The organism is Pseudonocardia kongjuensis (assembly GCF_039526905.1).
GTDB lineage: Bacteria > Actinomycetota > Actinomycetes > Mycobacteriales > Pseudonocardiaceae > Pseudonocardia > Pseudonocardia kongjuensis.
Map to the genome: position 1 here is coordinate 1 of NZ_BAAAJK010000030.1, position 11,992 is coordinate 11,992.

At 76.1% G+C, this 11,992-nt stretch carries 9 protein-coding genes; 7 read left to right on the forward strand and 2 right to left on the reverse strand.

What is annotated here, in order from left to right:
- Positions 1-468: 468 nt before the first annotated feature.
- The 5 genes from ABD160_RS22580 to ABD160_RS22600 all read left to right on the forward strand — a co-directional run bounded on the left by ABD160_RS22580 (position 469) and on the right by ABD160_RS22600 (position 6,851).
- Complete coding sequence (locus ABD160_RS22580) at positions 469-726, forward strand: hypothetical protein (RefSeq protein WP_344025699.1); 258 nt, start codon at positions 469-471, stop codon at positions 724-726.
- A gap of 12 nt (positions 727-738) precedes the next feature.
- Positions 739-2,550, forward strand: coding sequence for a glutamine--fructose-6-phosphate transaminase (isomerizing) (gene glmS / locus ABD160_RS22585; RefSeq protein ID WP_344025701.1), 1,812 nt, complete (start codon positions 739-741; stop codon positions 2,548-2,550).
- A complete protein-coding gene (locus tag ABD160_RS22590; RefSeq protein ID WP_344025703.1) occupies positions 2,547-3,023 on the forward strand; it encodes an MOSC domain-containing protein in 477 nt (158 codons plus the stop codon). The genes glmS and ABD160_RS22590 overlap by 4 nt, the downstream gene beginning before the upstream one ends.
- A 99-nt stretch (positions 3,024-3,122) precedes the next feature.
- A complete protein-coding gene (locus ABD160_RS22595; RefSeq protein WP_425563649.1) occupies positions 3,123-3,701 on the forward strand; it encodes a L,D-transpeptidase in 579 nt (192 codons plus the stop codon).
- A gap of 603 nt (positions 3,702-4,304) precedes the next feature.
- Positions 4,305-6,851, forward strand: a complete 2,547-nt coding sequence (locus tag ABD160_RS22600; RefSeq protein ID WP_344025707.1) for a WD40 repeat domain-containing protein — start codon at positions 4,305-4,307, stop codon at positions 6,849-6,851.
- 6 nt (positions 6,852-6,857) lie between these two features.
- Here the strand turns inward: ABD160_RS22600 and ABD160_RS22605 are convergent, their stop codons facing one another.
- Complete coding sequence (locus tag ABD160_RS22605; RefSeq protein ID WP_344025708.1) at positions 6,858-8,486, reverse strand: long-chain fatty acid--CoA ligase; 1,629 nt, start codon at positions 8,484-8,486, stop codon at positions 6,858-6,860.
- Between the two features lie 329 nt (positions 8,487-8,815).
- Here ABD160_RS22605 and ABD160_RS22610 point away from each other — a divergent pair, with 329 nt between their 5' ends.
- Positions 8,816-9,487, forward strand: coding sequence for an ANTAR domain-containing protein (locus tag ABD160_RS22610; RefSeq protein ID WP_344025710.1), 672 nt, complete (start codon positions 8,816-8,818; stop codon positions 9,485-9,487).
- A 6-nt stretch (positions 9,488-9,493) separates the two neighbouring features.
- Here the strand turns inward: ABD160_RS22610 and ABD160_RS22615 are convergent, their stop codons facing one another.
- Positions 9,494-10,366, reverse strand: a complete 873-nt coding sequence (locus tag ABD160_RS22615) for a universal stress protein (protein WP_344025712.1) — start codon at positions 10,364-10,366, stop codon at positions 9,494-9,496.
- 184 nt (positions 10,367-10,550) lie between these two features.
- On the opposite strand from ABD160_RS22615, the gene ABD160_RS22620 reads away from it, so the two are divergent.
- Complete coding sequence (locus ABD160_RS22620) at positions 10,551-11,822, forward strand: S8 family serine peptidase (RefSeq protein ID WP_344025714.1); 1,272 nt, start codon at positions 10,551-10,553, stop codon at positions 11,820-11,822.
- Positions 11,823-11,992: the final 170 nt, after the last annotated feature.

An 11,992-nucleotide genomic window follows, 5' to 3' on the forward strand; every position in this document is an offset into this window, starting at 1 on the left:
CATCTGGCCAACGGGGCCTGTTGACCGGGCTCTGCGGCCCGTTCTGTCCGGCTCACTCGCTGACCTGGATAAAGTTACAGCAGCGCTCAGGGCCCGTGAACAGGGGGGTCCCCTTTCGATGTCACCGCAGGTCAGAGGCCATGTCCGTGCCGTCCGGAGCCGTCCGGAGCCGTCCGGAGCGGTCCGGAGCGGTCCGGGCCGGTCGGCCGGGAGTCGGCCGGGAGTGGGCCGTGGGCCGTGGGCCGTGGGCCGTGGCGAGCAAGGGTGCGACGCAGGCAACGCGACACAGGCGATGCGACACAGGCAAGGGTGCGACGGCCGGAGACGACCACCGGGCCGGCGGCGCCACCCCGGGTCGGGGGCCGACGATCCCGGTTCGACGACCGCGGCAGAGCTGTTCAACCCGATCCCTGCCCGGATCCGGGCAGAATCCTGGCCTTCCACGCGTCGTGCGGTCAGTATCGGTCCGTGGATCCGGATCTCGTGCGGCACGTCGTCGTGACGACCGGTCTCCCGCAGGAGGTCGCGGCCCGGGTCGTGGCCGACGTCGTCGCGCACTTCACCGAGACCACCGAGCAGTTCGTCCGGCGCAGACACCGCGAGCTGCAGGCCCGCGGCCTGCACAACGACGCGATCTGGCCCCGGATCGGTGCCGAGCTCGGCGCCCGGGTGGTCGCACCCGGCGAGGTGTCGGCGCGTCGCCTGCGCAGGATCGTCTACGGCTGAGGAGGACGTCGCATGTGCGGCATCGTGGGTTACGTCGGGTCGCGGGAGGCCGCCCCCGTCCTGCTGGACGGGCTGGCGCGCCTGGAGTACCGGGGTTACGACTCCGCGGGTCTGGCGCTGGTGCACCGGCGGAAGGTGACGGTGCGACGCACCGCGGGCCGGGTGGAGGACCTCCGGAACCTGGTCGGCGAGAACCCGCCGCGCGGCCGGACCGGGATCGCGCACACCCGGTGGGCCACACACGGCGAGCCCAGCGACCGCAACGCCCACCCGCACACCGACACGGCCGGGCGGATCGCCGTGGTGCACAACGGGATCATCGAGAACGCCGACGCACTGCGCACCGCGCTGACCGCCCGCGGCGTCGTGCTCGCCTCGGACACCGACAGCGAGGTGCTGCCGCATCTCGTCGCGGAGGCCCTGGACGCCGGTGCCGGGTCGCTCGCCGCGGCCGTCCGCTCCGCCCTGACCCAGGTCGAGGGCACCTACGGCCTGGTGGTGCTCGACGCCCGGGCACCCGACGAGCTGGTCGTCGCCCGCAACGGGAGCCCGATCGTGCTGGGCGTCGGCGACGGCGAGATGGTCGTCGCGTCCGATCTGGCCGCCGTCGTGCGGCACACCCGGCAGGTCGTGTTCCTCGACGACGGCGAGCTGGTCACCGTCCGCGCCGACGGCATCGACGGCTCGACCCGCATCGCCCCCACCACCGTGGACGCCGACACCGGTGACTACGCACTCGGCGGGCATCCGGACTTCCTCGCCAAGGAGATCGCCGAGCAGCCCGACGCGGTCCGGCGGGCGCTGGCCGGGCGGCTCGACACCCGGTTCGCCACCACCCGCCTCGGCGGTCTCGAGCTGGACCCGCGGGACCTGCGCGGGGTCCGCCGGGTGCTGTTCCTCGGCTGCGGCTCCGCCTACTACGCCGGCGAGATCGGCGCCGGGCTGGTGGAGGAGCTCGCCCGGATCCCGGCGGCGGCCGAGCCGGCCGGCGAGTTCCGGTACCGGAACCCGGTCGTCGACCCGGACTGTCTCTACGTCGCGGTCAGCCAGTCCGGCGAGACGGCCGACACCCTCGCGTCGGTGCAGGAGCTGCGGCGCAAGGGCGGCCGGGTGATCGGCGCGGTGAACGTGATCGGATCGGCGATCGCCCGCGAGTGCGGCAACGGGATCTTCCTGCACTCCGGGCCGGAGGTGTCGGTCGCCTCGACGAAGGCCGTCACGAACATGGCCGTCTCGTTCGCGATGCTCGCCGTGCTGCTCGGCCGGGTGCGGGACCTGTCCGTCGCCGACGGCCGCCGGCTGGTCGAGGGACTGCAGGCGCTGCCCGGGCAGATCGCCGGGATCCTGGAACGCGACGGCGAGATCGCCGAGATCGCGAAGCGGCACGCCGGCGCGTCGTCGATGTTCTTCGTCGGTCGCACCCGCTGCCGCCCGGTCGCCCGGGAGGGCGCGCAGAAGCTCAAGGAGATCTCCTACATCCACGCCGAGGCCTACCCGGCGTCCGAGCTGAAGCACGGCCCGCTCGCGCTGGTCACCCCGGAGATGCCGAGTGTCGTCCTGATCCCCGACGACGAGCTGCTGGCCAAGAACGTCGGCACGGTCGAGCAGATCCGGGCGCGCGGCGGCCCGGTCGTCGCGGTGACCGACGCGGAGCTGCCGGACGGGCTGGCCGACGACGTCCTGCGGGTGCCGCGGACCGAGCCGGAGCTGGCCCCGATCCTGCTCGCCGTCCCGCTGCAGCTGTTCGCCCGCCATCTCGCCGTCGCGCTGGGCCGCGACGTCGACAAGCCCCGCAACCTGGCGAAGTCGGTGACCGTGGAGTGAGCGACGACGGACCGGTGCGGGTCGACTCCGTGCACGTCGCACCCGAACGGGGTGCGCCGATGGTCCCGGTCGACCGGGTCGAGGCGCGCGCCGGGCAGGGCCTCGTCGGCGACCGCTACCTCGGGACCCGGCACCGGCACGTCACCGTGCAGAGCCGCACCGAGCTCGACGCGGCCGCCGGGGCGCTCGGCGCGCCGGTCGGGTCCGGCCGGACCCGGCGCAACATCACCCTCGACCGGGGCGCGGTCCCGACCGAGCCGGGCAGCCGGATCGTCGTGGGCGGACCGGACGGCGTCGTGCTGGAGGTGGTCCGGCGCGCCGCACCGTGCCGGGTGATGGAGACCGCGGTCGGGCCGGGCGCGCGGCGTGCGCTGCACGACCGGGGCGGTGCGGTCTGCCGGATCCTGACGTCGGGGACGATCGCCACCGGCGACCCGGTCACCGTGACCGGCCCCGGCACCACCCGTCCGTGAACCGGCGCGGACCGGCCGCCGCACCGTCTCCCCCGTGACGGAGGGCCGCGTCGCGCGTTGAACCCGTCCGGGGGACCACGACGGAGGGAGGCGGTGCGGGTGCGGAACAGGACGGTGCGCCGGTCCAGGTCCCGGGCCGGAGCCACGGCGCTGGCCGGGACGGTCGTGCTCGCCGTCGTCGTGACCGCGGGTGTCGCGACGGCCGGGACGGAGGCCGAGACCGGCGACGTCGCGCAGCGGACGCACGCCGAGAAGCAGGTCGCCGGCACACCCTGCTCGGTCTCGGCGCGGGCCTGCGTCGACCTGGAGTCGCAGCGGGCATGGCTGATCACCGACGGCGAGATCACCCGCGGCCCGGTCCCGATCACGTCCGGCGGAGCCGGTCAGGAGACCCCGACCGGGCACTCGTTCCGGGTGTACCGCAAGGAGGCCGACCACCGCAGCGGCGAGTTCGAGTCCCCCGACGGCGGCCCCGCACCGATGCCGTGGTCGGTGTTCTTCGCCGACGGCGGCATCGCCTTCCACGGCGGTGACCGGGACCGGGCGTCGGCGGGCTGCGTGAAGCTCGACCTCGACCAGGCCCGCGCGTTCTACGACGACCTGCAGGTCGGCGACCGGGTCCAGGTGCTCAACGCCTCGACCGAGCGGGCGGAGCGGGAGAAACTCGCCGCGACCTGACGCCCGGACCCGCCCGGCCGAGCCGCCGGGCGTTGCCCCGCACCCGGGTGCGGATCGGCGCCAGCGCGCGGGCCGCCGTGGCCGGCCCGGGGACCGACGTCCCGGCGACGACCGCGGCCCGGGTGAAGGCGTCGACCTTCTCGGCCCACATGCGGGTCAGCTCGCGCCGCTCCCGCGGCCCGGGCGGCCATCCGCCGGTGACCAGCCGCGCCGTGCGGTGCGCGATCACCACGGGCGCGGTGACCGCGATCTCGGCGATCGCGAGCCAGGCCCCGGCGAGCGCGCCCGGGGCGGGGGGACGGAGCGCGGGGACACGAGAGGTACGGGCCATGAGCCGGACGGTAGCCCGGACCCCCGACAGTCACCGGCCGTGGCGCAACGGACCGCCGGTCACCGAGTGCCCTCGACCGGTCACCGCCGGTCGCGCCGTGACACCCCCTTCCTCGTTAACGATGCCTCGCGGGGCGCCGACACGGAACCGACCGCGACCCCGGGGAGGACCACCGCATGCCCGTCGAGACGTTCTGAGACGGCCTGGAACGGCGCATCGCCACCGGCGACGCGCTGTCCGGTGGGCTCGGGGGGCTGACCCCGCCCGACGGTGTGACGCCCGAGGCGCTGCGCCGGGTCCTGGACCTGGAGGCGCACCACCTGCGCGATCCCGATCTCGCCGGACGGCCCGCGGCACTCCCCCAGCAGCTGCTGGCCCGTGCGGTCGCCACCGGCGAGAACGCGCTGGCCGGGGCCGCACGCCACCGGATCGAGACGCGTGGCCTGCTGGTTCTGGCGACCCGGTGGCGGACCCGGCCGGCGTCGGCGGCGCTGCGCCGGATCCTCGACGGCCACGGCGACGCCGTCACCGGGCTGGTGCTCGAACCGGGCGGCCGGCTGCTGTCGGTGGACGCGTCCGGGGCCGTCCTGGCCTGGGACACGACGACCGGTCTGGCCGCCGGGACCGATCCGGTCGCGGGGGCCTGCGGCCCCCGGCCCGCGCTGGGATCACCCCGGGCCCGCGCGCTCGCCGTGTCCGACGACGGCGGGCTGGTCGCGGTCGCGGGTGCGGGCGACGTCGTCCGGGTGCTGGCCGCGCACGGCGCCGAGGTCGGGACGCTCACCGCCCCCGGCGCGGACCTCGGGGTGCTCGTCTTCGCGAGCACCGCCGGCGGGGCCACCCGGCTGGCCGGTGGAGCCGCGGACGGCTCGGTCCGGATCTGGGACGTCATCGGCGGCAGCCCGGTGACCCTCACCGAGGGACACACCGGGCCGGTCCGGGCGCTCGCCGCCTGCGGGCCCGGCACCGTCGTCTCCGGCGGCGCGGACGGTGCGCTGCGGATCTGGGACGTGTCCACCGGTTCGCTGCTCACCGGCCTGGACGGCGACGCCGCGGTCACCGGGCTCGCCCGCACCGGGCCCGCCGAGCTGCTGGTCACCACCGAGGACGGCGGGGTGCACCTGCTCCATCTCGACGCGGGCGCGCCGGAGCGGCCGGAGCGGCTCGGCGGGGGCCCGGCCGCGACGGCGGCCGCCGGGGGCACCGGGAGTGCGCTGGTGGCGCGGGCGGACGGCGCCGTCGAGCTGTGGCGGACCGGTGGCGGCAGCGCGAGTGGCGGCGGCGCGGCAGGCGGCAGCGCGGCAGGCGGCAGCGCGGCAGGCGGCAGCGCGGCAGGCGGCAGCGCGCGTGGCAGCAGCGCGAGTCGCAGCAGCGCGGGTGACAGCAGCGCGAGTCGCAGCAGCGCGGGTGGCGGCAGCGCGGGTGGCGGCAGCGCCGACCACCCCGGCGGCGTCCGGGGTGGCACCGGGAGCAGCAGCCCGGACGGTGCCGGTGGCCGTGGCAGCGCCGACGACGGCACCGAGGGGGCCGCCGGGGCCGCCGGACGTCCCGGCGGCGCGCCGGTGGTGCTCACCGGCCACGGTGCCGCGGTGCGGGCGGCCGCGCTGAGCCCCGACGGCACGATCGCGGCGACCGGCGACGACCACGGCCGGATCCTGTTGTGGGACACCACCGGCGTCGATGGTGGCGGGGACCGGCCGGGCCTGCCGGCCGCGGTCGGCGCGATCGCCGTCACCGGGGACCTGGTCGTCTCCGCCGCCCGGGACGCCGGGGTGCTCCTGGCCCGCGACCGGCACACCGGCGACGAGCGCTGGCGGTGCTCGACGGCCGCCGGGCACGTCTGGTCGGACACCGGCGGCAGCCGGCTGTTCACCGTCGCCGGCGGCACCGCACACCGGATCGACGAGCGGCACGCGACCACCGGCGTCCGCGCCGGATCGGTCGGGGTGGACGGCGCCGTGCTGACCGGGCGGGGCACGCTCGTCGTCGTCGGCGGCAGCGGCCAGGACGCCGACCGGGTCGCCGTCGCGGACGCCCGCACCGGCCGGGAGTTCCGCTCGGTCCGGCTGCCCGGACCGGTCCGCCGGGCCGCGCTCACCCCGGGCGGCAGCACCGTGCTGCTCGGTTCGGACACCGCCCTCGTCGTGTGGCGCACCGCGTCCGGCGAGCTGCTGGAGGCGCCGCTGCCCGGCTCGCAGCTGGCCGGCGTCGCGCTCGACGACGACGGCTGCCACGCGGTCGCCGCCGACGCCGACGGCCGGGTGCACGTCTGGACGGTCGGGGCGGCCGCCGTGACGACGCTCCGGGCCGATCCGGTGCTGCTGCGGGCGGTGGCCGGGCTGGCCGGGCACCGGGCCGTCACCGCGGGCTCCGGCGGCAGCGTCCTGCTGTGGGACCTGGCCGGTGCCGAGCTGCTCGGCCGGGCCCCGCTGGACGCCCCGCTCACCGCGGTGGCCGCGGTCGCCGGCACGGTCGCCGTCGGCGACGCCTGCGGCGACACGCACTGCCTGGACGTGCTGGAGGGGGCGCCGCTGCCGGCCGGCACGATCCCGGAGCAGGGCACCCGCGCGGCCGCGATCCCCGGACAGCGCGCACCCGGGCAGGGCGAGCCCGGCGGCACGGCGGCGGACCGGCCGGGGTCCGGGCCGGTGCCCGCAGCGGCGGGCGCCGAGCCGGGGGATCCCGCAGCGGCCGCGGCCGATGCGCAGGAGGGCGAGCGGGCGGACTCCGGACCGGCAGGGGCAGTGGAAGGGGAGCCCGCGGAGGCGGGGCCGGCCACCGGCCGGACCCCGCTGCTCCGCAGGCTGCTGCGGAGCTGACCCCGGTCAGGACGGCAGGATGTACCCGCCGAACTTGTCCCGCAGCGTCTTCTTGGAGAACTTGCCGACGCTGGTCTTGGGCACCTCGTCGATGAACTCGACGGCGTCCGGCAGCCACCACTTGGCGACCCGCGGGGCCAGGAAGTCGATCAGCTCGTCGGCGGTGAGCTGCTCGCCGTCCTTCACCACGACGCAGGCCAGCGGGCGTTCCACCCACTTCTCGTGCGGGACGGCGATGACCGCCGCCTCGGCGACCTTCGGGTGCGCCATGATCTCGTTCTCCAGCTCCACCGAGCTGATCCACTCGCCGCCGGACTTGACCAGGTCCTTCGTGCGGTCGACCAGCTTGACGTAACCGAGCCGGTCGACCACCGCGACGTCCCCGGTGCGCAGCCAGCCGTCGTCGGTAAACTGGCCGCCGTCGCCCTCGCCGCGGTAGTACTCCCGGGCGATCCACGGCCCGGCGGCCTGCACCTCACCGGTGGACGTGCCGTCCCACGGCTGCTCCTCGCCGGTGTCCGGGTCGGCGATCCGCAGCTCCACCAGCGGGACGGCCGGGCCCTGCAGTGCGCGGACGTCGGCCCGCTCGTCCTCGGACAGCTCGTCGTGCGCGGCGCGCAGCACCCCGAGCGCCGCCAGCGGGGAGGTCTCGGTCATCCCCCAGCCCTGCAGCAGCGGCAGCCCGGTCGCCTCGCGGAATCCCTCGGACAGCGACCTCGGCACCGCCGAGCCGCCGCACAGGATGGCGCGCAGCGACGACACGTCGTACTCGCCGAGCTTGGGCAGCAGGCCCATCCAGATCGTCGGGACGCCGGCCGCGAGGGTCACCCGGTGCTCGGCGACCAGGGCGAGGATCGCGTCGGGGGTCATCCCGGGCCCGGGCAGCACCAGCGACGACCCGGCCAGCAGGCAGCCGTAGGGCAGGCCCCAGGCGTTGGCGTGGAACATCGGGACGACGGGCAGCACCACGTCGCGCTCGCGGAGCCCGACGCCGTCGGCGAACAGCGTCGCCAGCGAGTGCAGCAGCGTGGAGCGGTGCGAGTAGACGACGCCCTTGGGGTTGCCGGTGGTGCCAGAGGTGTAGCACATGGCGGCGGCGGAGTTCTCGTCGTCGACGGTGAACCGGCCGGTCACCGGGGACGCGGCGGCCAGCAGCTGCTCGTAGTCCGACACCCGGGGGTCGTCCGGGATCTCGGGACCCGCGCCGTCGTCGACGACGACGATGTGCCGGACCGTCTCCAGCCGGTCGACGTGCGGCCAGAACAGGCCCAGCAGCGACCGCTCGACGAACACGACCTCGTCGCCGGCGTGGTTGGCCACGTACACCAGCTGGTCGGGGAACAGGCGCAGGTTCAGCGTGTGCAGCACCCGGCCGGTGCACGGCACCGCCAGGTAGAGCTCCAGGTGCCGGGCGCTGTTCCAGCAGAACGTGCCGACCCGGCCGTCCGGCGAGATCCCGAGCGTGTCGAGCACGGTCGCCAGCCGCCGGACCCGGACGGCCCAGTCGGCGATCGTGGTCGTCTCCGTCGTACCCGCGGGGGTCGCGGTGATCAGTTCCTTGTGCCCGAAGTACTGCTCCGCGCGATGGAAGATGTGCGGCAGCGTGAGCGGGCGGTCCTGCATCAGTCCGAGCATCGGTGCTCCTGGCGACGTGGTGTCCGGTGAGGTCGGTCACCGCGAGATTACCGCCGCCGCGGCGGGACACCGGATGTTCCGGGCATTCCGTACGGAGCAACGTGGGTACGCCCTCCGGCGCAACGGGCGTCCCGCCGTGCCACGGACGGAGCGGGTGTCCTAATCTTTCCCGGTGCCCGCCGCCCGATCGGTTGGCGGACATGGTCGATGGGTCGAGCAGCCGGCCCGGCGTCCTCCGTCGGAGGACGGTTTCGCGCACGTACGAGGTGCCGCGGGCCGCGCCGGGCGGTACCCCCGACCTGCGCCGTCCCGGCCGGCGGAGGTCAGAGATGTCGACCGGAGTCTCGGGTCGCCGGGTCCTGCACGGATGCCGCGACGACCCCGCCTTCCGGGCGACCCGCTCGGCGTACCTGATCCTCGATCGCGACCTGTGCATCGTCGCCGCGAACCCGGCGTACTGCGACGCGACGCTGCGCGCGCCCGGCGAGCTCACCGAGCAGCTCATGTTCGAGGCGTTCCCGGACAACCCGGACCTGCCGGGGGCCGACGGCGTCGCGAACCTGACGGCCTCGCTGGAACGCGTGCTGCGCCACGGCCGTCGCGACCCGATGCCGGTGCAGCGCTACGACGTGCCCGGCCCGTCCGGGACGACCGGCTTCGTCGAACGGGTGTGGCTGCCGGTGAACTCGCCGCTGCGCTGCCCGGACGGGCAGGTGATCGGGATACTGCACCACGTCGAGAACGTGACGGGCCTGCTGACCGGCGGTGCCGGGGACGGCAGCGGCGCCGTGGCGCTGGCCCGCGCGCTGGACGCCGAGAACGCCGTGCTGCGCGCCCGGTTCGACCGGCACACCAGCATCGAGCAGGCCAAGGGCATGCTGATGGCGCAGCGCCGGTGCACCGCGGACGAGGCGTTCGGCCTGCTCCGGACGATCTCGCACGAGACCAACACGAAGCTCTACGCGGTGGCCGACGCCCTGCTCGCGGAGCTCGACGGCTAGCCGGGTTCAGCCGCGGACGACCAGCACCGGGCACTGCGCGTGCCGCAGCACGGCCTGCCCGACCGAGCCGAGCACCAGCCCGGCGAGCCCGCCCCGCCCGCGCGACCCGACGACGACCAGGCCGGCGTCCGCCGAGCCCTGGACCAGCGCGTGCGCGGGCCGGTCCTGGACGACGACGCGGTCCACCTCGACGTCGGGGTACTTGCCGGACCATCCGGCCAGCCGCTCGGCGAGCAGCGCCCGCTCCTCGGTCTCCCACGCCTGGTGGTCGACCAGGACGGCGACCGCCGGATCGACGACGACGTCGGACCAGGCGTGCAGCGCGCGCAGCCGGACCGCGCGCCGGGACGCCTCCTCGAACGCGATCCCGACGGCGGCCTCGCCGGCCGGCGACCCGTCGACGCCGAGCAGCACCGGCAGGCCGGAGTCCGGCGCCCGGTCACCGCGCACCACCAGCACCGGCGACTCGCCGTGCGCGGCCAGCGTCACCGCGACCGAGCCGACCAGCAGCCCGGTGAACCCGCCCAGCCCGCGGCTGCCCACCACGGTGAGCACCGCCGAGCGGGACTCGTCGGTGAGCACCTGCCCGGGATAGCCGGTGCGCAGCTCGGTGCCGATCTCGACGCCCGGCGCCGCACCGGCGGCCACCTCGGCGGCCACCTCCAGGGTTCCCCGCAGCGACGTCACCACCTGGTCCATGTAGGCGGCGGTCAGGCCCATGTCGTGCCGCGGTGCGGCCGGCAGCGGGGTGAACACCGCGACCAGGCGCAGCGGGACGTTCCGGGACGCGGCCTCGGCGGCCGCCCAGCGGACCGCGTCGAGCGCGGACTCCGACCCGTCGACACCGACCACGACCGGCCCGGTCTGCTGTGCTGCCATGCTCGCGCTCCTCCCCCGGCGGCCGGTCGGGTCCGGTCCGCCCGGTGTCCAGGATGGCACCGCGCGGCCGGTCCGCGCCCGGGCCGTCCGGCCCCACGGCAGGGGACCGACGGTCCCGTCGCGGATGCCCGCAGTGGACCGTTGCGGCACGATGAGTGACCGCACGTCGATCATCGGAGGCGACATGACCGAACCCCGCCCGACCGGTCCGGCCCGGCCAGGGGGCACGCTCACCGGCCGCTACCTGCTGGTGCTCGGGGACGACCTGCTGGGTGACGACGACGCGGCGGCCCGGACCTGCGTGCAGGAGCTGACCGGGCTGGCCGACGTCACCAGCAGCCGGGACGCCCCGGCCGGCGCCCATCCGGTCCTGCTGGCCCGGCTCGGGGTCGCGGTCGCCGAGCTCGACCCGGAGCGGCTGCGGACCGCCCGCGCGGACCCGCGGCTGGTCGCCGTCGAACCGGAGCGGGTGCAGCGCGCGCTGGGCACCGGACCCGGCGTGTCCGCCGAGTACCTGCGGGGCTTCGCCGACGCCGCCACCTTCCTGCGCGACCGGGCGGCCGCCGGCGAGACCACCGGGGCGCCCGCGCCGGCGCAGTTCGCCGACACCGACCAGCTGACCTGGGGGTTGCAGGCCACCGGCGTCGACGCGGCGACCGAAACCGGCGCCGGGATCGGCGTGGCCGTGCTGGACACCGGTCTCGATCTCGGCCATCCGGACTTCGCCGGCCGCGACATCGAGTCCCGCTCGTTCGTCGACGGGCAGCAGGTGCAGGACGCCCAGGGGCACGGCACGCACTGCGTCGGCACCGCCTGCGGCCCGCTCGCCCCGGGCTCGGGCCGCCGCTACGGCGTCGCGCACGAGGCCCGGATCCTGGTCGGCAAGGTGCTCGGCGACGACGGGTCCGGCACCGACGCCGGGATCCTCGAGGGCATCGAATGGGCGATCACCAGCGGCGCGCAGATCGTGTCGCTGGCGCTCGGCGCGGACCTCGACGAGGTGTCCGCCGCCTACGAGAACGCGGGCCGGCGGGCGCTCGACGCCGGGGTGCTGATCATCGCCGCGGCCGGGAACAACGCCGAGCGCTCGGCCGGGAACGTCGGCTTCGTCGGCGTCCCGGCGAACAGCCCGTCGATCATGGCGGTCGGCGCGGTGGACGCCGCGCTCGCGATCGCCGACTTCTCCGCGGCGAGCTCGGCGGTCGACGGCGGGCAGGTCGACATCGCGGGCCCGGGGGTGGACGTCTACTCGTCCTGGCCGATGCCGCAGCGCAACGACACTATCTCCGGGACGTCGATGGCCACCCCGCACGTGTCCGGGATCGCCGCGCTGCTGTCCCAGCGCACCGGGGCCCGCGGCCGGGACCTGTGGACCGGGCTCACCCAGGCCGCACAGCGGCTCCCGCTGCCCTCGGGCGACGTCGGCGCGGGACTCGTCCGCGCGGTGGGTGGCTGAGATGGCCCGGGTGCTGGTCTCGGTCGCCCCCGGGCACGAGCCGGACGACGTGGCCGCCGCCTGCGCGGCGGCGGGACTGCAGGTGGAGAAGGTGCTGCACGCGGTCGGCGTGGTCGTCGGGACCTGCGACGACGAGCACCCGCCGGACCTGGCCGGGCTGCCCGGGGTGG